The 19,714-nt window shown below is 62.7% G+C and carries 17 protein-coding genes; 6 read left to right on the forward strand and 11 right to left on the reverse strand.

The annotated features are described in order from the left end of the window. The 7 genes from RIN13_RS12860 to RIN13_RS12890 all read right to left on the reverse strand — a co-directional run. A partial coding sequence (locus RIN13_RS12860) for a maleylpyruvate isomerase family mycothiol-dependent enzyme (RefSeq protein ID WP_309107733.1) occupies positions 1-631 on the reverse strand: 631 nt, incomplete at its 3' end. 10 nt (positions 632-641) lie between these two features. Next, positions 642-1,514 carry a fumarylacetoacetate hydrolase family protein gene (locus RIN13_RS12865; RefSeq protein WP_309107734.1) on the reverse strand — a complete coding sequence of 291 codons (873 nt, stop codon included), beginning with the start codon at positions 1,512-1,514 and terminating at the stop codon, positions 642-644. Next, a complete protein-coding gene (locus RIN13_RS12870; protein WP_309107735.1) occupies positions 1,511-2,608 on the reverse strand; it encodes a cupin domain-containing protein in 1,098 nt (365 codons plus the stop codon). Before RIN13_RS12870 ends, RIN13_RS12865 begins: the two co-directional genes overlap by 4 nt. A 19-nt stretch (positions 2,609-2,627) precedes the next feature. After that, positions 2,628-4,304, reverse strand: a complete 1,677-nt coding sequence (locus tag RIN13_RS12875) for an AMP-binding protein (RefSeq protein ID WP_309107736.1) — start codon at positions 4,302-4,304, stop codon at positions 2,628-2,630. Then, positions 4,301-6,385: an acetate--CoA ligase family protein gene (locus tag RIN13_RS12880; RefSeq protein ID WP_309107737.1), complete on the reverse strand. Its 2,085-nt coding sequence runs from the start codon at positions 6,383-6,385 to the stop codon at positions 4,301-4,303. Before RIN13_RS12880 ends, RIN13_RS12875 begins: the two co-directional genes overlap by 4 nt. Continuing rightward, positions 6,378-7,973 carry an FAD-dependent monooxygenase gene (locus RIN13_RS12885; RefSeq protein ID WP_309107738.1) on the reverse strand — a complete coding sequence of 532 codons (1,596 nt, stop codon included), beginning with the start codon at positions 7,971-7,973 and terminating at the stop codon, positions 6,378-6,380. The genes RIN13_RS12880 and RIN13_RS12885 overlap by 8 nt, the downstream gene beginning before the upstream one ends. A gap of 76 nt (positions 7,974-8,049) precedes the next feature. After that, positions 8,050-8,883 carry a PaaX family transcriptional regulator C-terminal domain-containing protein gene (locus RIN13_RS12890; RefSeq protein WP_309107739.1) on the reverse strand — a complete coding sequence of 278 codons (834 nt, stop codon included), beginning with the start codon at positions 8,881-8,883 and terminating at the stop codon, positions 8,050-8,052. A gap of 157 nt (positions 8,884-9,040) precedes the next feature. Here RIN13_RS12890 and RIN13_RS12895 point away from each other — a divergent pair, with 157 nt between their 5' ends. The 3 genes from RIN13_RS12895 to RIN13_RS12905 all read left to right on the forward strand — a co-directional run bounded on the left by RIN13_RS12895 (position 9,041) and on the right by RIN13_RS12905 (position 12,249). Continuing rightward, positions 9,041-10,420, forward strand: coding sequence for an aromatic acid/H+ symport family MFS transporter (locus RIN13_RS12895; protein WP_309107740.1), 1,380 nt, complete (start codon positions 9,041-9,043; stop codon positions 10,418-10,420). Positions 10,421-10,464: 44 nt separating this feature from the next. Continuing rightward, entirely contained in the window at positions 10,465-11,265 is an 801-nt protein-coding gene (locus RIN13_RS12900) for an alpha/beta hydrolase (protein ID WP_309107741.1), read from the forward strand. Between the two features lie 108 nt (positions 11,266-11,373). Beyond that, positions 11,374-12,249 (forward strand): alpha/beta fold hydrolase, encoded by an 876-nt coding sequence (locus RIN13_RS12905; RefSeq protein WP_309107742.1) that lies wholly within the window; start codon positions 11,374-11,376, stop codon positions 12,247-12,249. Here RIN13_RS12905 and RIN13_RS12910 read toward each other — a convergent pair. The 4 genes from RIN13_RS12910 to RIN13_RS12925 are packed head-to-tail and all read right to left on the reverse strand — an operon-like array spanning position 12,215 to position 15,713. After that, the gene (locus RIN13_RS12910; protein ID WP_309107743.1) at positions 12,215-12,700 is read right to left on the reverse strand and encodes a substrate-binding domain-containing protein; all 486 of its coding nucleotides are present in this window, start codon (positions 12,698-12,700) and stop codon (positions 12,215-12,217) included. The two genes, RIN13_RS12905 and RIN13_RS12910, sit on opposite strands and share 35 nt — an antisense overlap. Continuing rightward, positions 12,675-13,601 (reverse strand): dioxygenase, encoded by a 927-nt coding sequence (locus tag RIN13_RS12915; protein ID WP_309107744.1) that lies wholly within the window; start codon positions 13,599-13,601, stop codon positions 12,675-12,677. The genes RIN13_RS12910 and RIN13_RS12915 overlap by 26 nt, the downstream gene beginning before the upstream one ends. Then, on the reverse strand, positions 13,594-14,691 hold the full coding sequence (locus RIN13_RS12920; RefSeq protein ID WP_309107745.1) for a maleylacetate reductase: 1,098 nt from the start codon (positions 14,689-14,691) through the stop codon (positions 13,594-13,596). Before RIN13_RS12920 ends, RIN13_RS12915 begins: the two co-directional genes overlap by 8 nt. Beyond that, positions 14,691-15,713 (reverse strand): amidohydrolase family protein, encoded by a 1,023-nt coding sequence (locus tag RIN13_RS12925; RefSeq protein ID WP_309107746.1) that lies wholly within the window; start codon positions 15,711-15,713, stop codon positions 14,691-14,693. Before RIN13_RS12925 ends, RIN13_RS12920 begins: the two co-directional genes overlap by 1 nt. Before the next feature lie 117 nt (positions 15,714-15,830). Between RIN13_RS12925 and RIN13_RS12930 the strand changes: the two genes are divergently transcribed. The 3 genes from RIN13_RS12930 (at position 15,831) to RIN13_RS12940 (ending at position 19,679) form a co-directional block, all read left to right on the forward strand. Then, positions 15,831-17,378, forward strand: a complete 1,548-nt coding sequence (locus RIN13_RS12930) for a bifunctional 3-(3-hydroxy-phenyl)propionate/3-hydroxycinnamic acid hydroxylase (RefSeq protein WP_309107747.1) — start codon at positions 15,831-15,833, stop codon at positions 17,376-17,378. A 3-nt stretch (positions 17,379-17,381) separates the two neighbouring features. Then, complete coding sequence (locus RIN13_RS12935; RefSeq protein WP_309107748.1) at positions 17,382-18,728, forward strand: MFS transporter; 1,347 nt, start codon at positions 17,382-17,384, stop codon at positions 18,726-18,728. Positions 18,729-18,881: 153 nt separating this feature from the next. Continuing rightward, positions 18,882-19,679 (forward strand): IclR family transcriptional regulator, encoded by a 798-nt coding sequence (locus RIN13_RS12940; RefSeq protein ID WP_309107749.1) that lies wholly within the window; start codon positions 18,882-18,884, stop codon positions 19,677-19,679. Positions 19,680-19,714 lie beyond the last annotated feature (35 nt).

A 19,714-nucleotide genomic window follows, 5' to 3' on the forward strand; every position in this document is an offset into this window, starting at 1 on the left:
CGACTCCCCGCGTGCCCCGCCCAGTTGCCCAGGCTGCTACTTCGGCCAGGGTTCCGTCGGGGACTGGGGTTTCCTCACCCCGTTTTTGCCAGCTTCCGGTGATGTCCTGGATCAGCCGTTCCAGGACGTCGTCGGGGATCTGGTCAAAGGTGGCGCCGTTGTCCAGGTCCACCGCGTGGACCCAGACCTCGCGGGTGCGCATCCACACTGTTTCGGATGCCGGTACCGTCCGCCCCTGGGCAGTCCGAACCTCGTGGCTCCACGCTTCGGAAGCCGTGTCCCGCCACTCAACATTGAGATGGATGGCTGAGTGGTCAAAGAGATTTCGAAGGGCGGTGGGGCTGAGGGTGGCACCGAAATCTATCTCCTTGTTGCGTTCCTCCGGGGAGGAATACATGGGCGTCTCAATACCGGTGTTGGCCCATTCGACAAGCCGGGAAAGTGCCCGGGCGTTGTAACTGACGTGCGAGACGACGTGGCGCCGCGTCCAGCCAGGCAGCAGGGACGGCGCGTCAAGATCGGCGTCGCGGAGCTCATTGAGCTTTCGCGCAAAAAATGCAGTTCCCCGCCGCGCCGTCAGCAGCTGTGCCTGCAGCAAGGGGTCCTGGGTCAGGTCATGACGTGCTACCAAGGTTTTCCCCTTAGTCCGTGGCGGAACCGGAGGCTGCCACTGCCCTGTTGCGCAGCATTCCGATCCCTTCGATGCTGGTTTCAAGGACCTGGCCGTGGCGGAGGTACCGCTGCGGCTGGCGGGCGTGGCCCACACCGCCCGGGGTACCGGTGATGATGACGTCCCCTGGGTTCAGGGTGATCATCGTGGAGATGTAGGAAACGAGGAACTCCGGGCCGTGCACAAGATCCCCGGTGGAAGCCTCCTGCATCAGTTCGTTGTCCAGGCGGGTGCTGATGGTTCCACCAGGGGTCCACTCGTCGGTGGTTACCAGGACGGGGCCCAGCGGAGTGCTGTTTTCCCAGTTTTTGCCCTGCAGCCATTCTTTGGTCCTGAACTGCCAGGTGCGCATGGAAACGTCATTGCAAATGGAGTAGCCGGCGATGTGGTCTGCGGCGTCCGATTCAGCGATATGCCGGCCGCTTTTTCCGATTATGACCGCGAGTTCGGCTTCCCAGTCGATCGCGTCGTCCTGCTCCGGAAGCTCGATATCGTCGTTGGGGCCAATCAGCGTTTCAGCGAATTTGGAGAACAGCGTGGGGTACTCGGGCAGGTCGCGGCCCATCTCCTGGATGTGGGTGCGGTAGTTCAGGCCAACGCAGATGATCTTGCCGGGCTTGGTAATCACGGAGGCGAGGCTGGCGCCGTCGAGCGCTGCACCGCCGTCGAGCGCTTCAGTGCCGGTGGCCGCTTCCGCGATTGTTCGCCACTCAGGATTGGCGAGCAGTTCGCCGACGTCGGCGTACCCGGGGATGACCGTGAACTTGCCGTCGTCCTGGCGGGCCGCCACCGTGCTGTTGTTAGGGCTGGTGCTGGTGCTGGTGCGGAGCGTGGCAAGTCTCACTGGTCGGTTCCTTCGATGTAAGTGCGGTTGAGGTTCAGGCGCTCAATGATGGGCTGGTCGCCGAATTTGAAGAGGTCGAACTGGGTTTCCGCTTGCAACGACCAGGCAACCCATGAAGGCACGACGGCGAGGTCCCCCTTTTCGAGGTGGGTGGTCTCCCCGTTCAGCACAATCGAGCCGCGGCCTTCGAAGACCTGATAGATGCTGGAACCGACTTCGCGGGTTACGGGGGTCCTCGCGCCGGCACGGAGCCTGTGAAATTCAGCGCGGATGGTGGGCATAACGTCCCCGCCGGTGGTGGGGTTGGTGTAGCGGACGGCGGCATGCCCCGGGGACACGGTGGCCGGTTGGCCTTCGTCTTCGAGCAAAAGCTGTTCCGTGAGGGCCCGGTCGGTGAATTCCCAGCGGTAGGCACTGATGGGGGAGTTCACGGTGTTCTGCAGCCCGGAGAGCGGCCGGAGGCCCGGATTGGCCCAAAGGCGCTCTGAGCGTGAAACGTTGGGCGTGGACTCATCAGTGACGCGCTCGCTGCCAAACTCGAAGAACGCACTGTCGGTGTAGTGGACGAACGGGATGTCCAGCCCGTCAATCCACGCCATGGGTTTGTCAGTCTCGTTGTGGTGGCCGTGGAAGTTCCAGCCGGGTGTCAGCAGGAAATCTCCGCGGGACATGCGGACGGGGTCGCCGTTGACCACCGTCCACACTCCTTCGCCTTCCACCACAAAGCGGAACGCATTCTGCGAATGCCGGTGCTCGGGAGCAGTTTCGTGGCCGCCCAGATACTGAATGGCGGCCCACAGGGTGGGCGTGGCGTAGGGGCGTCCGCCCAGGCCGGGGTTGGCCAGAGCGATGGCACGCCGCTCGCCACCTCGTCCCACTGGCACGAGATCTCCGGAGCGCTCTGCCAGCGGAAGGAGGGAATTCCATCTCCAGACGTGTGGCACGGCCTGCGGTTTGGGGGTCATCGGCATGAGATCGCCGATCTCCGTCCACAGCGGGATGAGGTTCTCCCGGTTGAAATCCTTGTACAGCTGGTCCAGTTGCTCCTGCTCCTCAGCAGTGGGTGCAGGAGCAATCATCTGGTTCTCGCTCATAGCGGCCTCTCCTTATCAATCAGGGGTGCGTAGTGGAAGTGGATGCCTGCAGCAGATGGGCAACGTCCTCGCGCAGCTGCTTCTTATTGATCTTGCCGACCTTCGTGGTGGGGATTTCGTCCACCACCACGAGCTTCTCGGGAATCTTGAAGGCGGCAACGCCCGTACGGCGCAGGCTGTCCTGGACATCGGCCAGCGTAAGTTCAACGCCCGGTTTGAGCGTGACGAAGAGGCAGAGTTTTTCGCCCAGCAGGGGATCAGGCATGCTGACAGCGGCGGCGAGCGTGACGGCGTCGAGCCTGTAGACAAGGCTTTCAATTTCCTCGGCGGAGATCTTCTCCCCGCCGCGGTTGATCATGTCCTTGTCCCTGCCCTGGACAATAAGGTTGCCGTCCGGGCGGCGTTCCACGATGTCGCCGCTGCCGTACCAGCCGTCCTGTGTGAAGGCCCGAACGTTGTGTTCGGCTGCCTTGTAGTAACCGCGCGGAGTGTAGGGACCACGGGTGAGGATTGCTCCGGGGACTCCGTCCGGCAGGTCATTTCCAGTCTCATCAACAATCCGGATTTCGTCCGCCTCCGAGACAGGCCTGCCCTGCGTCATGCAGATCACGTCGTCCGGATCGTCCAGCCGGGTCATGTTGATCAGGCCTTCGGCCATGCCGAACACCTGCTGCAAGGTGGCGCCAAGGACCGGCTTGACCTTCCGTGCGATCTCGTCGGCCAGCCGTGAGCCGCCCACCTGCAGGACTTCCAGCGTTTCCAGCTGATCGCCGTCGTGCTCCTGCTGGTATTCGATCCACCGCTGAGCCACCGCAGGCACGGCGGCGGACAGTGTGACGCCTTCTTCCTTGATCGTGGCGAATGCCTTGCCCGGTTCGGGGCTCGGAAGCATCACCACCCGGCCGCCGGCGAACAGGACGCCAAGGATACCCGGGCAAGCCAGCGGGAAATTGTGGCTGACCGGCAGGGTGCCCAGATACACCGTTTCGGGCGTCACGTTGGAGACAACGGAGCTGGCTTTGATGTTGTAGGCGTAGTCATTGTGAGTCCGCGTAATCAGCTTCGGCAGGCCGGTGGTCCCGCCGGAGAGCAGGAAACAGGCGGGGTCATCGCCCGCCGGGGCAACGGAGTCCAGCTGCTTTCGGGCCCCCGCTGGGTCCGTGGCAGGAGCGAGCAAAGCGTCAAGATCGACGTTCCCCGCGTTGACCTGTCCCGAGACCAGTACACGCGTCAGGCTCGGTGTTACCTGGGCGATGTGGTTGGCGAGGTCCTGGTGACTGAAGTCCTTGATGGAATCGCGCACGGCTATGGCACAGGACTCGGACAGTTCGGCGAGGTAGCTGAGCTCAAACTGCCTGTGTGCCGGGAGAGCCATCACAGGGACTATTCCCGTTCTGAAGCACGCCAGCGTCAGTACGGTGAACTGCCAGCAGTTGGGAAGCTGGACAAGGATCCGGTCGTCCTTGCGCAGGCCAAGAGCCAGCAGCCGTTCTGCCCCACCATCCATCCGGTCAACGAGTTCCCGGTAGGTCATGCGGACATCTCCATCGACCAAGGCAACTTGATCCGGGAAGCGGTCAGCGGTGTCCAGAACGTAGGCGCCGAGCGGTCTGTCCTCCCAGTAACCCTTTGCCCGGTACTTGGCTGCGTCTTCCGGGGGCCAGGGTACCGCTCCTTCGCGGGTATGGCTGGTCATTTTGCTTTCTCCTCAGTAATGACGACGGCGTCAAGGGCAACGAGACCTTCAGCGGTCAGGCGCAGGGGATTAATTTCGATTTCGGCGATGCCGTCGTTGGTTAGCAATGCATTGCCGAGCCTGGCCACAATTCCGGCCAGTTCTGACCGATCGAGTACCGGTCCGTTTCGGAAGCCATTCAGCAGTTCCCGGGCCTGCAGCTCATCAGCCATTGCAGCGGCGGTTCGTTCATTGAGCGGCACTGTCCGGATGGCGACGTCGGCCAGCACCTCTGCAGCAGTTCCCCCCAGACCCAGAACCATGACGGGACCGAACACAGGGTCGCGGCGGGCACCTAGTACAAGGTCTACGCCCGGGGAGGCCATGGTTTCAACAAGGAATTCCTTGGCGCCTACTGACTGGAGCGAGTCGAATGCAGCGTCGAGGGAAGTCGGCGAAGTAATGCCCAGGTGGACACCGCCTATGTCTGTTTTGTGCAGGACCTCGGCGTCCACCAGCTTGACTGCCACCGGTGCGCCCAGATCGGCCAGTGCATGATGGGCGGCTGTCCTGTCAGCGCAGCGCTTTCTCGGCGGGGTGCTGATTCCCAGGGCGTCAAGAAGCTCCTTCGAGCGGATTTCATCCCAGGGGCCGGCGATGTCCAGTGCGTGCACATGCAGTCCCTCGACGCCGGCGTTGCTGCTTCCAGCCTCAGCGGCGGACTTGTCCCGCTCGAACTGGTCCCGCTCGAACTGGGCACGGGCGTCATCGACCAGCGCTACAAGACCGCGGGCCAACGACGTCGGACCCGAAATCAGCGGCAGCCCCAGATCATGGGCTGATTTGCGAGACCGCTCCACGTCGCTGTCCGGTCCGTCCACGCCGACGAGGATGGGCAGCGAACCGGCCGCCCCTGATTCCGCGATCGACGCCGGCAGATCGGCGATAGGTTCGGTCAATCCGTAGACGGCCAGCAGATCCACTGAAGGATCCGAGGCCACGGCGGCAACGATCCTGTCATAGCCCGGGCCTGGCCTGCCCGTATCCACCGGGTTCGCCTGGAACGTCAGCGGAGGAAGCAACCCTGCAATGGTTTCCTGGCTTGAGGCCGACAGCCGGGGCACGGAAACGCCGGCACTGTGCAGGGCGTCAGCGATCAGGAGGCCGGGTCCTGCCTGTCCGGTGATCAGGCCAACGCCCGGATTGGCCGAGGGTTTGAGCCTCTGCCCGCTCAACGCTGTGACAGCTTCAACCAGTTGCACTTCGTCATCTACCAGGACCGCGCCGGCCTGCTTTAGCGCGGACCTGGTGGTCCGCCAGGAGGTTGCCAGGGCACCGGTATGGGACTGCGCAAACTCCGAAACATCATTGCGGCCCACCACCAAGGCGACCAATGGTTTGGACGCAGTCAGTTTCCGGACGGCGTTGAGCAGAGCAGGGCCATCCGCAACATTTTCCAGGTGCAGGGCCACTACCTTGGTTTGTTCGTGGGTTATCAGGTAATCAAGGACCTCGGGGGCACCGATGTCGATGCCCGCCCCGATCCCGATGCCAAGGCTCACGCCCACCCCCGCCTTTTCCAGCTGGAAGGCCAGGACATGGTTCACTCCGCCGCTGGCGGCAACCACCGCCACGGAACCCTGGCTGAGTTCGGCCACACCGGGGACAAAGCTGGCCCGGAGGGAACGGTGCGGTACGAAAAAACCGGACGTGTTAGGGCCCAGCAGCCGGATGCCTGTGTCCTCGACGGCCTCGACCACCTGACGTTCAACAACGGCGCCGGATTCCCCTGCTTCGGAGAATCCGCCGGCGCAGACCAGCGCTGCCTTCACTCCGCTGGCGGCACAGTCCCGGAGGGCCTGACCGGTCACAGAAGCGGGAACGCACAGGACGGCCAGGTCCAAGGGGGCGGCCGATGCTGCAACGGCGGCAGCCACTGAGGAGTGCATGGTGCCATCGGCGTTGCGGCTGTTGACCAGCGCCACGGTGGAGGGGAAGGATGCCAGGGATTCCGCCATTGCTGCCCCCAGTTTTCCGGGGCTTGCGGAGGCGCCGACGACGACGATTCCGGCGGGTTCGAAAAGTGCAGAAAGATTATGCATGGGAAGCCTTCTCTTCAGTGATGGCGGAGGCTTCATTGATGGCTACGGCGTCGGCCCGGCCTGAGAGGACCAGCGTGGTGGCGGCGGCGATGTCGGGCTGATCATTGACCACGATGCTTGGGATGCCCCCGGCGAGCCTTGCCTCCTCTGAAAGCAGGGCGCGGGTGAGGGGGCTGCCTCCGGCGATAACGACGTAGGGAGGAGTGGATGCCAGTTCTTGGAAGATTGCGTTGAGCCCTTCCTCGGTGTCGGGAGCCGTGAGGAGCAGACCCGTTGATCCCTTGGCTTCTTCGGGTAGCTCGGTCAGAGGAAGCTCCTGAGCGCCGGAGTGCAGGCGGGTGTCATTACCGTTCTTCGTCAGGCGCAACAGGCGGCCCTCGAACGCTACCGGACCTGCCTGCAAGGGCGTGTCCAGCGGATCGGCGCCGTGAATGCTGCGCCATTCCTTCTCTGTGGCGTCTACCAGCTCCGGGTCGCGCTGCCGGATCTTGTCGATGTCGATGCTCCGGGAGAAGAAATGGAAGGTGAACTGCAGGGGTTCGAAGGCCTGGTGGTAGCGGCCAAAATGTTCCCACCAGCTGAGGCTGGGCCGTGCGGAGTTCTGGATCTTGGCGACGTCGGGCTGGCGTTCTGCCTCGTAGTTCGTCAGGGCAAGCTCCATGTTGTCGGCGTGGGCGGCCACTTCGCGGGCCAGGACCACCGCGTCCTCCATCGCCATCTTGGTCCCGGAACCGACAGAAAAGTGGGCCGTGTGGACGGCGTCGCCGAGGAGGACGACCTTGCCCTTATGCCAGGTCTTCGTTTGGCGCGTGCGGAAGTTGGCCCAGCGGGAGTTGTTGGACACCAGAGGCTGCCCTTCGATGTCTTCGGCGAAGAGTTTCTCCAGATAGCGTTGTGTTTTTTCGTCGGACGGCCCCGGAGGCTGACTGACGTCGAACTCGTCCAGGCCGGCCTTCCGCCACGTTTCCTGATCGGTTTCGACGATGAAGGTGCTCAGCTCTTCGCTGATCGGGTAGGCGTGGGCGGCAAAGTTTCCGTGCTCGCTGCGCCGGTGGATGAATGTCAGTCCGTTGAACAGGTTGGTGGTTCCGAACCAGATGAACTTGGCGGTTGCGGTCTCGGCCGTGTGGCCCAGTGCTTCCCCCAGCTGTTCGCGGGTCTGGGAGTTTGCGCCGTCTGCTCCGACAATCAGGTCGAAGTCGCCAAGGTCCTCAAGGCGTGGTGCCACTTGGCCGAAACGCATATCCACGCCCACCTGGGCGGCTCGCTCCTGAAGGAGCCGCAGAATGGTTTTGCGGTGGATGGCAGCCATTCCGTTGCCGCCGAAGGATGTCCGCTCGCCTTTGAGCCACACCTCGATGCTGTCCCAGTGCTTCCCGAAGTTCTTCAGGCCGTCCCTGAGTACAGAGTCGGCCTCATTGATCCGCCGAAGGGTGGCGTCCGAGAAAACCACGCCGAAGCCGAAGGCGTCCGAAGCCTGGTTGCGTTCGAAAAGAACAACCTCAGCTTGAGGCATTCTCTGTTTCAGGAGTGCCGTAAAGAACAGGCCGCCGGGACCACCGCCGATACAAGCCACGCGAATCGCCATTGATTTCACCTCAAGGTATTGAAAAGAGCTGTCCCGATCATTATGTAACGAAAATCAGGGCAACGTCAATGCGATGTTACATAAGGATTTCCCGACCCTGCTCAACGGTCTGACCTATTACCCCGGAAACAAAGTCGGTGGCTGCGGGTCCAAGCTGCCGATGAATGGCGCCGAAAAGGGCATAAGCTTGACCGCTCGGCCAATCGGCCGGCTGCAGTTCGCGGGGCAGAACGGGGTCGCGGAAGGGGAACCTCCGGAAGTCGCCGATCACCTGCATGCGCTCAATCAGGGCTGTCTGCCCGTCCTTCTGTGCATTCACCGGCTCGTTGTCGAGGTGGTTGTAGGAGCGGATAAACCCGCGGTAATCCGAACCAAGGTGCTCCAGATCCCAGCAGCGCCCTGCAATATCCCTGTCCTGCTCCAGATCGCCGGTTCCGCACCACAGCACATCGATCTTTGCCAGGGGGTACTCCGCAGCGAGCCCGCGGACGTCGTCGAACAGGTCATGCGGTGCCAGCCATGTGGACGGAGATAGTTGCCCGAACCCATGCCAGGCCAGGCGCTTCCGCAGTTGTTCGCGGACGGCGCGCTCGGACTCGGGAACCTGGTAAATCACCATGGTCCAACGGCCCTGCCAGCTCTCCTCCCGGTGGCGGAAAATTCTCTCCCGGCCTTCGTTCAGGATCTCCAGCATGTGCGGGGTGAGGGAGTACACCGTCTCCCGCCCGACCCGCCGGGTGGTGAACCAGCCTTCCTTGCGGAGCCTGGAAAGGTTCACGCGAACAGTTGCGGGCTCGACGTCGAACACCGCCAGGAGTTCCGTTATGTCAGCAAGCCGCACCTCACTCCCGGCATAGCGAAGGTAGTCCCCGAAGAGATCCAGGATCAGGGCTCTGGGCTTCCACTGCATAAGACTCCTCAAATTGTGCCGTGCGGGTGGAGGGATATGTAACAACTCTATTGACGAACAACATCTTTATGTTACATTCAGTTGTGGGTCAGGTCACAAGTAGACCGCCCCTATCTCTGGAACACCCACAACGTCGTGTATATCACCTGGAGTCCCCATGGCTTTCCCTTCGCCAGCATCCCCCTCGGTCCGTCCGCGTAAATCGGCCGCCCTCGTCATCTTCCTCTGCTTCCTCGCCATCGTGTTCGACGGCTATGACCTCGTGATCTACGGGGCAATCGTTCCCAAGCTCCTGGCGTACGAGGCGTGGGGTCTTACGCCCGTACAAACAGGCGCAATCGGCAGCTACGCCCTCGCCGGGATGTTCATCGGCGCGATCCTCATTGGATACCTGACGGACGTGGTGGGCCGCCGAAAGATCATGATGGTGTCCATTGCATCCTTCTCACTGCTGATGCTGCTGACGGCATGGGCACCAACTCCTGAGCTATTCGGCCTGTTCCGCTTCCTGGCAGGCCTCGGCCTGGGCGGTGTTATCCCCACGGCCATCGCCTTGACCGTCGAGTTCTCCAAGCTGAACCGCCGCAACTTCAACAACGCGTTGATGTTCTCCGGATATGCAGTGGGTGGCATCCTCGCCGCGCTGCTCTCCCTCGCATTCCTTCCCGCGCTTGGATTCCAAGGCATGCTGGCGCTCGGCGGCATTCCGCTCATCGCCGTCGTTCCGTTGCTCTTCAAATTCCTCCCGGAATCTCCCGCGTACCTCGCGGCCAAGGGAGAGCGCGTGCGCGCTGAACAACTCGTAGCCGACTACGGGCTGGAGCCGCTTCCGCCAACCCCGGTGAAAGGTTCCACTCCCGAAACCGGCAGATTCCGTACGCTTTTGTCCGGGCGTCTGCTCGGTGCCATGGTCCTCTTCTGCCTCGCCGGGATCTGTGGCCAGACGCTGGTCTACGGGCTGAACACCTGGCTGCCTCAGCTCATGGTTATTGCCAAGTATTCGCTTGCCTCGTCCCTTACCTTCCTTCTGACGGTGAACATCGGCGCGGTGGTTGGTGTGCTGGTGTCCTCCCGGCTCGCGGACCGCTTTGGCCCCCGGCCTGTCACGGCCATCTCGTTCGCCAGCTCCGGAGTCGCCCTGGTGCTCATGGGAACCGGCATCATGCCGCTTCCTGCCATGTACCTTCTGGTTGCTGTGGTGGGCTTCGGTTCGGTGGGCGCCCAGATCCTGGTCAACGGCTTCGTGGCAACCTACTTCTCCGGAGCAACCCGCGCCACTGCCCTTGGAATCACGCTCGGCATTGGCCGGATCGGCGCCGTGCTGGCCATTTCCGGCGGTGGCATCCTGGTGGCGGCTTCCCTGGGCAACTTCATTAACTTCTCCGTCTGGGCTATCGCGGCAGCAATCGGCGTCGTCGCAGTTTTGTCCGTCCCCCGGCTTGCGGCACCCGCTGCCACAAGTTCCACAGAGTCCACGGAGGGGACCGGTACGACGACGGCGGCCACAGCACCTTCCAAGGACGTCTTCCTCCACTGATCCGGTCCGTTCACACTCATCAACAGACAACCTAAGGAGCCACCTTGCAAGCCCAGCTCATGTCCACCCACACCGTCGCGTCCGCAGACGGCACCACAATCGGCTACCGCAAGCTCGGATCGGGCAGCCCCATCGTTCTGGTCCACGGCAGCATGTCCACCGGTGAGCAATGGCTGGGTGTGGCCGAGCATCTGGCCCAGGCCCATACTGTCTACATCATGGACCGCCGCGGCCGCGGGCTCAGCGCCGATGCCGAGGACTACTCGCTGGGCACGGAGTCGGATGACATCAAAGCCCTGCTAGCTGTCGCCGGTGAAGGTGCCGCACTGCTGGGGCATTCCTACGGGGCAATCTGCACCCTTGAGGCAGTTCGCACGGGGGCGGCAGTCTCCTCGCTGGTGCTCTATGAGCCGCCGCTGCCCATCGATGCCCCGACAGCCGGTGCCGCTTTGGCTGACTATGCGGCTGCCGTGGAAGCCGGCGACGGGGACAAGGCCATGCGTGTAGCTGCAGAGCACTTCCTGCGGATCTCGCCCGAAGAAACCGAAGGCCTGGCCGCGTCCCCGCTGTGGGCGGGCATGGTGGAGCTCAGCCCCACGTGGACCCGCGAGCTGAGCGAGATCGACCTGACTGCTGTTCTTGTCGAGGAGTACAGCGCGCTCAGCGTCTCGACGTTGCTGCTTGTTGGTGAGGTGAGCCCGTCCCACCTGGTGGGAGCATCACGGCACCTCGGGCAAAAGCTGCCGAACGCGACGGAGACCGTATTTCCCGGGCAGAACCACTTTGTCCATGTGATGGATCCAGCGGGAACTGCTGAAGCGATCGCAGCTTTCCTGCGTACGTAAGACTGCAGGGCGCACGACGGCGGGAGGTTCCGCCGTCGTGCGCCTTTGCTGGAGCGATAGGATAACGTTTTCCGGTAGGCTCTTATCAGAGCTTCAGGAGGACAGAGAGTGTTGTCGTATCGATTGACCTTGCCGGAGGGGCCGCCCACCGCCGTCGTCATTGCCGTCCATGGCCTCGTGGAGTCGGCGGCGTGCCTGGAGGCCACCTTCCCGGACTGGGTTTCCACCGGTTGGGCAGTCCTGGCCTTGGACCTGCGCGGACACGGGAACTCGCCCCGCTGGTCAGATGAAGATCTGCAGAGGCATCCGGGAGACGTCATGGTGCAGGACGTTCTCGAAACCTTCGGCGCCCCGGAACTCCGGGTGCTGGGGAGGCTCCCTGCGTTGTATTACGGGCATTCGGCCGGGGGTGCGGTGGCCGCAGCCGTCGCAGCGGCGACTCTGCAGCATGGCAATGGAGCATTTGTTCCGGCAGGCGTACTGCTCGAGGATCCCTTTTGGCGGCTTCCCGTCACACCCTTCCAGGAGCGCAGTGTGGCCGAAAGCGCCCACGCGCACCTCATTGACGTCCAGTCAAGGACAGCTTCCGAGCGCAGGGCCATCAGGAAGCGCGAATGGCCCACCTGGAGTGCCGCTGAAATTCTCCGGAGCTGCCAGGCGCAGGAGGATTGCGATCCCCGCGTCGTTCTCAACGGCAACGTGATTCCTGCAACGCCGTGGCCGAACCTGGTTGCTGGCCTGACGGACTCCAGCGTTCCCGTCCTCATCGTGACGGGAACAGTCAGAACCGGGATCACCGACGAACACCAGCGGATTGCCCTTGCAGGGGGCGCCCGCGTCGAGGTCTTCGAGGGCGCATCACATTTCGTCCGCCGCGACATGGAGGACAGGTTCATGCGCACCGCAGGATCTTTCTTTACCGCCAGTCTCGCTGGAACTGCTCCGGCGGCTAGACCGCAGCTGCCTCTGCCCTCAGGAATGTAAAAAGCTCGACGGCGTAACCGGTCCCCGCCGCCGCTGCAGAGCCGACCGCGTTAGGGTCCATCGCGATGGAGAAATGGGTGTGGTGCTGAACCGGGTCCGGGAGCAGTCCGGCGATCCTGACTTCCGGAACGGCCTGAAGCTCGCTCAATTGCTGAACGGCCAGGTCAGATCGCCCGTCAAGCAGCGCCAAGGCGGTAAGCCCATGATCAACTACGGCCGCCGTTTGGTTCACCTTCTCCGAGATGCCCAGCTCCCTTAATAACCGGGCAAAGTAGACGCCGCTGGGCCCGTTCCGTGAGTAGGCTACGGAACGCGCCGCCAGCAGGGCAGCGATGAGCGACTTTACGGTGGAAACGTCCGGTGGGTCGGTTCCGGGAGGAACCGCGACGCCGATGCCGGACTTAGCGAACGGCGCATTGCTCTGCTCAGACCTCAGCCGGGGCCAGGACAATGTCGAACCGGGTGCGGGCCCAGTTACGGCCGGACAGGTCCCTGCCGTCGGGAGCGGGCGTACCGGGTGCCTGCAGCTCGAACCTCTTGATCAGCGAGTCCTTGACGCCGAAGACGCTGTCGCCGATGTCGATCTGCGGATCTCCCTCCACGAAGATGTGCGTCACCAGGGTCCGCAGCCCCTCGGCGACGACCATGAAATGCAGATGGGAGGCACGGACAGGGGAACGGCCGGTTGCTTTAAGCATCTTGCCGACGGGTCCATCGTGGGGAATCGGGTAGGGAGTCGGAGTGAGGCCCCAGAACGCGTACTTGCCCTCTGGGTCCGAATAGAGGTGGGCGCGACCGGCAACCCGATGGTCGGTGTACTGGACGTCGTAAAAACCGTCTTCGTCCGCTTCCCAGACCTCGATCCGTGCTCCAGGTACGGCGCGCCCCTCGGTGTCGGTGACTGTTCCTTCAACCCAGCAGGGCTGCCCCGCCGCTTCTCCGGCGATGTCCCCGCCGATGGGGATCTCAGGGGCATCAGTGACGAAAAAAGGTCCGAAAACCGTGGCCTCGGTGGCGCTCTTGTGGGTCTGGTTGTTGATGGCGATGGTCTGCATGGAAGCGCCGAGGACATCCGAAAGCAGGATGAACTCCTGCCGGGTGTCGTCGGTAATGTGGCCGGCGGCTGTCAGGAAGGCGATGGCGGCGTTCCATTCCTCCTCGGTCAGGCGCACTTCGCGGATGAAGGCATGCAGATGCCGGGTCAGGGACTGCATGAGCTGCTTGAGCCGCGGGTCTTCCGTTTTGTCGAAAGATGCGACGACGGTGTCCACCAGGGACTGCTCGACGGCGGCCTGCTCGGCAGTGACTTCCTGCGGAGGCAGATAACGGCTGCTTTGGGTTGTCTCAAACATGGCTGGCTTCCTTGTTCCCGACTGGATCAGAGGCCGGAGTGGTTCCGGAGTATGCGGCGCGAAGGAGTTCCTCGAGGTTAGCCCCGGTAACAGGGCGGGGGTTGCCGGCAGGGATGGCGGGCAGGATCAGCTCAACTGCTTGAGGGATGTTCGCCTCCAGGAGTCCGTGTTCCTTCAGCGAAGTGGGCGCGTCCAGAGTGGAACGGAGAGCGTTGAGTCCGGTGACGGCATCGTCAGCTCCCAACGCCGCGGCAATCCGGCGCTCCGCATCTGGCGCGAACGGTGCGTTGAACGCGAGGACATACGGCAGGACCGTGGCGTGGGTCTCCGCATGCGGCATGTTGTAGGCCCCTCCGAGGACGTGGCAGATCTTATGGTGCATTCCCGAACCGGCCGAGGCGAAGGCCACCGCTGACAGATACGCGCCGTAAAGTGCCTGCTCCCGGCCGGGAAGGTCCTGGGGATTGTCCTTGATCCGGGGAAGACCGCTGGCAAGGGCACGAATGCCTTCGGCCCCCAGCGCCTGGTTAATTGGATCGGCCCGGGTAGCCCACATGGAATCGATGCAGTGCGCCAAGGCGTTCAGGCCAGAGGCGACCGAGAGCCGGGGCGGCAGCGAAAAGGTCAGCTCGGCGTCATAAATCACCGTTCCGGGAAGGACATTGCTGTCCACCCCCGTCGCCTTCCGGGACGCTTCCGTCAGACCCCAGACGTTGGTCGCTTCCGAGCCGGCGTACGTCGTCGGCACAGCGATGATCGGAAGCTTCGTGGTCATGGCGACCGCCTTGGCCAGCCCGGTGGTGGAACCGCCGCCAACACACACGAGCAGATCGATTCCGTGCTCGAGTGCGGCGGCGCGGGCCTTCTCTGCCTTATCGATGGGCACATGCGGTGCTACATCCCTGTAGTAAAGGGCGACGTCGATCCCTTCGCTCACCCTCTCCGCGATGGGGGCTTCGAATTCGCTCGCAATCACCATGACCCGCGTTGCACCGAGTCGATCCACTTCGGCGCTGAGGTTTTGCGCAGCCTTCCCCGTGCCGAAGCGGATACGCTGCCCCAGGGTCACATGCTCAAAAATCAGCGTCATTACGTGGTTTCCAGTGTCACGGCTCCGGCTGAAACCAGGGCAGTTGCCGTATCTTCACTGTTGCCCAGCCGCAAAAGCTTCTCGGCGTTCCGGAAACTGATCTTCTCGCGATCCGATTCACTGATGGGTGCGTTGTCAAGGAACCTCGCCGCATCCTCGATGGTCTCGAAGGGGTAGTCCGTTCCGAAGAGAATGTGGTCCGCACCCACAGCAAGCATCGCGCACAGCAGCGGAGCGGGGGAACACACGCCGCTGGTGGTGATGTAGAGGTTGTCCCGAAGATATTCGGAGGGCTTTCCCTTGGCGAGTTCGATGCCGTGGTGGTTGTGGAAGTCCCACCGGGAGTCCAGCCGCCACAGGACATACGGCAGGCCTTCGCCCATGTGTCCGAGCAGCAACTTGGCGTTGGGGAAGTCGTCAAATACGCCGCCGAAAATCAGCCTGAGGGCGTGGGTAGAGGTGTCGATGCCCCAACTCCACATGGGGCCAACCAGTTCCGGATGCCCGCTCAGGACGTCGGCGGTGTCAACGCCGTTGGCCGGATGCAGATACAGCGGCACATCAAGTCCTTCCGCCATTTCCCACACGACGCGGAGCCTGGGGTCATCGAGGTACATGCCGTTGGTGTGGGCGTTGACCAGCGCGCCTTTCATGCCAAGTTCAGTGACAGCACGCTCAAGCTCCCTGGCTGCTGCCTGGGGGTCCTGCAGAGGAAGGGCGGCGAAGCCCGAGAAGCGCGTGGGACGCTCCGTCATCACCCCGGCGAGGAAGTCATTGACCGTTTTCGTCTTGGCAACCGCAGTTGCCGGGTCCTTCTCCGCCTGGATGCCGGGGGAGTTCAGGGAAAGGACCTCCATGTCGATTCCGTGAAGGTCCATTTCAGGAAGACGCTCTTCCGTGAAGTCGAGAAGGCGCCTCGAGGCATCGGCCCACGCCTGGGGCTGGGCAATGGAACTGGTGCTGGTTCCGTACCCGACAAGGTCCGGAGTGACGAAGTGTTCTTCGAGGGCAATCTTCTTCATAACGATCTCCTTTGGCCGCAAATCAATTCACTAATATGCATTGACTTCACTAATAATGAATCTTACTCTGGCACTGTGTCAAGGATCACAGGAGTGGTCCGATCCAGGGATTTGAGGATGACGATGGAAAAATTTGATGTTGCCGTCGTGGGGTACGGCCCGGTTGGAATGGCCACGGCAGCGCTGCTGGGCCAGGCCGGACACAAGGTGGTGGTGCTGGAAAGATACTCAGGGCTCTACAATCTGCCCCGTGCCGCAATATTCGACGACGAAACCATGCGGACCTTCGCCCGCTTGGGGATCGCGCAGGAACTGCTTCCCAAGGTCAACGCCCAGCGGAATTACGAGTGGCGCAATGCCTCCGGCGAACTGCTCATCGAACACGAGTTCGCACTCAAGGGGGCCTCCGGGTGGGCGGAGTGGTACATGATGTACCAGCCTGAGCTCGAGGACGCGCTGGACCGTCTTTGCCGGTCACTGCCCAACGTGACAGTGCGGTTCAACTCACCGGTGGACGGCTACGCCGAAACCGCAGAGGGTGTGGAAGTGAACTGCCCTGACGGCGTTGTTACCGCCAGCTATGTGGTGGCGTGCGACGGCGGGAACGGCTTCACGCGCGGATGGCTTGGTTCAGAGCTGGAAGACTTCGGCTTTTCCGAACCGTGGCTGGTGTGCGATTTTCGGCTCACCGGTGAGGTGGACCTGCCGCACGCACGCCAGGTCTGCGACCCGCGGCAGCCCCAGTCCGTTATTTCGCTGGGCCCCTCCCACCACCGCTTCAGCTTCATGCTCGATTCTGAAGAGGCCTTCCTGGTGGAGCGGGATCCGGAGAAGGTGTGGGCACGGGTGGCGAACTACCTGTCACCGGATCAGGCAGAACTCATCCGCGTGGCCACCTACACCTTCCGGTCCCTCATTGCCGGGTCGTGGCGGCAGGGGCGGATTCTCCTGGCAGGAGATGCCGCCCACCAGATGCCGCCGTTCCTCGGACAAGGGATGTGCTCCGGGATCCGGGACGCCCAGAACCTCGCGTTTAAACTTAATCTTGTACTCACGGGCAGGGCCGAGGACACTGTTCTTGACAGCTACCAGACCGAGCGCGAGCCCCATGTTGCGGCAGTTGTCCACAAGGGTATCGAGCTCGGCAAGGTCCAGACCATGCGTGATCCTGAGAAGGCCCGGCAGCGTGACCTCCAGCTCCTGGAAAACCGCCGGAACAATATGAAGCCGGAGAAACTGAGATTTCCGGGGCTGGGGCCGGGGTTCATGGCAACCACGGACCATCCCGCCAACGGACGGCTTTTCATCCAGGACGAGGTCCGGACTGAACGCACGTCTGCCCTGTTCGACGAAGTCTTCGGTTACGGATTCCGTCTCCTCTGCGATGCCCGGTGGTATGCGGAGGCAGCCCTGTCGACGGCAACCCTGTCCGGGGACGTCGTCGTCATTGATCCGGCCAGCGGCGACGTCAGTGGTTCCTTTGCCGACGTCAACGGCAGTTACCTCGACTGGTTCCGGGACTACGATTGCGGCGCTGTCCTGGTCCGTCCTGATTTTTATGTGTTCGGCGCCGCCCGCACAGCCAGCGAGTACGAAGCCCTCGTCCATGAATACCAAAAAGCCTGCTCAACGATGAGCAGCACGGCAGCCTCAGTAGGAGTGTAAGCAATGTCCACAATCCATAAGAATGCCGGGCCCGGGGACGTCCGCACCATTACCGAGCGCGTCCTGCTGGCTGTCGCCTTTGTCATTGCCATGCTCGAGGGCTACGACCTCGCCGTTTATGGCGTCTCAGTTCCCGCCCTGCTCGCTGACGAGTCACTTGCTATCGATAAGGGATCAGCCGGTGTCCTGGGTTCAGTCGTGGGAGCCGGAATGCTGATCGGCGCCGCCCTGGCGGGTGCCTTGATGCGGAGGATCGGCGCCCTTCGGCTGATCCTGGCAAGCTGCATTGTTTTCTCTGCAGGTATGGTGATCTCGGCCGTGGCTCAGAACGTAGCACTTTTCGGCATCGGCCGGGCGTTCGTTGGCCTCGGGCTTGGCATCGTCCTGCCCACGCTGTTGGCTTATGTGGCAGACCTTTCCGTCCCGCAGCACCGGAACCGTAACACTGGAATCGTTATGGCCGGCTATGCAGCGGGCGGCCTGGCAGCCCCCCTGCTTGGCGCAGCGCTGCTCCCCGCCACCTCGTTCCGTTGGCTCTACATCATCGGCGTCATTCCGGCCCTGATCATCCTGCCGTTCGCGTGGAAACTGCTGCCGGTTCCTCCCGTTCACTTGCTCCGGTTGGGCAAGGTTGCCGAGGCACACCGCTTGACCGAGTCGATGGGCTTGCCGACGCCGGTACTCACGGCAGCAGGCAAACGGCACCTTGCCGGAATCGGCCCGCTGTTTGCTCCCGGGATTGCCGCTGCCACGCTGCTCTTCTGGGTGATGACGTTCTGCGGCCTCCTGCTGGTCTTCGGCATCACTGCTTGGCTTCCGACAATGATGCAGGCCAACGGCTATTCACTGGGTTCGGCACTGCTGCAGACGGCTGCCATGTGGATCGGCGTTGCTGTAGGAGTCATCATCGGCGGCCGGATTGCCGACCGCATTGGCGCCAAACCTGTGGTCGTCGTCGCCTTCCTCACCGGTGCGGTGAGCCTGTTGGTGATGAGCGTGAACCCCAACGTGGTCGTATTGTTCATCTTTATGTTCCTCAGCGGCGTGGGCTTCATCGGGTCACAGATTCTGGTCAACGGATTCATCCTCACGCGCTACCCGGACGACATCCGCGGCAGCGGATTGGCCTGGGCACTGTCCTTCGGCCGGGTGGGGGCCATCGTTGGACCATCGTTGGGCGCCTGGGTGATGACGTCCGGACTCTCCGTGGAATGGAACTTCTACGCTTTCGCTATTCCGGCAGTGGTGGGAGCCTTTGCGTCCATACTGGTACCGCGGGTCAAGGTGAAGACGATTTCGGTTCCTGGGCCTGCGCAGTTGTCCGTCAAAATACCGGCCGCTGAAGCGTAGGGCGCGAACAGAGCCTTCACAGACCAAGTACACTGGCCGCACCCCGGACCTGCCGCAAGCAGGCTGGGGTGCGGCAAGTGTTTTTGGCTGTGCCGGGAACGAACGGTTTTTGGGAACTAACAGTTGTGGGAACTAACAGGGGAGTGAGCTGATTTGAGCGAGTCGGAGCAGGAGTCGGCTGCGGAGCGCCAAGGCATCCAGTCCGTTGAGTTGGCGATGCGCATACTGCGCGCTCTCGAGGACGGCGGGGGACCGATGCCGCTCTCTGAAATTGCTGAGCGCAGCGGCTTCCAGCCCAACAAGGCCCACCGCTACCTGGTCAGCCTGGTCCGCTCCGGACTTGCCTCCCAATCACCGAAGACAGGCAGGTACGATTTCGGCCCTGCCATGCGGCGGTTGGGTGCCGAGTCGCTGCGCCGGACCAATGAAGTGTCCGTGGCCTCGGACTACGCCATGAGGCTTCGCGACGCCTGCGGGCACTCCGTCAACCTTTCAGTCTGGGGCGAAGACGGACCGGTCGTGGTCCGCTGGGACTACGGATCGCACGCACTGCCCTTCAACGTTCGGGTCGGCGCCAAGCTTCCGATGTTGACTTCCTCGGGCGGGCTCATCTTCCTCGCCTACTTGCCGGAATCCATGTCCGCCGCTGTGTTGGCCGCCGACCGGGCTCGTCTGAGCGCCGAGGCGTACTCGGAAGCAGACATCAACCGGAAGCGCCAGGAAGTTCTTCAGGCAGGCTACGCGGTGACCTCGGGCGGGATTATCCCCGGAGTTTCCTCGGTAGCCGCTCCAGTCTTTTCTTCAGTCGACTCGCTGCCTTTGGCCATAACTGTGGTCTTCCCGGCCGAAGACGTGGACAAAGCTGAATTGGAAAAAGTGACGGCGGCGCTGCTGGAAACCACGCGGACTGTCTCCAATGAGCTGGGCGTCTCCTCCGACAAGGCTTCCTGACGCGCCCGGGCTTCAAACGGCTCCAGCATGCCCTG

It is taken from the genome of Arthrobacter sp., assembly GCF_031179985.1.
Lineage (GTDB): Bacteria > Actinomycetota > Actinomycetes > Actinomycetales > Micrococcaceae > Arthrobacter.

Bases quoted from the DNA above. Each gene is read 5' to 3' on its own strand.
- RIN13_RS12870 (WP_309107735.1), bottom strand. From the start codon at position 2,608: ATGAGCGAGAACCAGATGATTGCTCCTGCACCCACTGCTGAGGAGCAG.
- RIN13_RS12875 (WP_309107736.1), bottom strand. From the start codon at position 4,304: ATGACCAGCCATACCCGCGAAGGAGCGGTACCCTGGCCCCCGGAAGAC.
- RIN13_RS12880 (WP_309107737.1), bottom strand. From the start codon at position 6,385: ATGCATAATCTTTCTGCACTTTTCGAACCCGCCGGAATCGTCGTCGTC.
- RIN13_RS12885 (WP_309107738.1), bottom strand. From the start codon at position 7,973: ATGGCGATTCGCGTGGCTTGTATCGGCGGTGGTCCCGGCGGCCTGTTC.
- RIN13_RS12890 (WP_309107739.1), bottom strand. From the start codon at position 8,883: ATGCAGTGGAAGCCCAGAGCCCTGATCCTGGATCTCTTCGGGGACTAC.
- RIN13_RS12895 (WP_309107740.1), top strand. From the start codon at position 9,041: ATGGCTTTCCCTTCGCCAGCATCCCCCTCGGTCCGTCCGCGTAAATCG.
- RIN13_RS12915 (WP_309107744.1), bottom strand. From the start codon at position 13,601: ATGTTTGAGACAACCCAAAGCAGCCGTTATCTGCCTCCGCAGGAAGTC.
- RIN13_RS12920 (WP_309107745.1), bottom strand. From the start codon at position 14,691: ATGACGCTGATTTTTGAGCATGTGACCCTGGGGCAGCGTATCCGCTTC.
- RIN13_RS12925 (WP_309107746.1), bottom strand. From the start codon at position 15,713: ATGAAGAAGATTGCCCTCGAAGAACACTTCGTCACTCCGGACCTTGTC.
- RIN13_RS12930 (WP_309107747.1), top strand. From the start codon at position 15,831: ATGACGATGGAAAAATTTGATGTTGCCGTCGTGGGGTACGGCCCGGTT.
- RIN13_RS12935 (WP_309107748.1), top strand. From the start codon at position 17,382: ATGTCCACAATCCATAAGAATGCCGGGCCCGGGGACGTCCGCACCATT.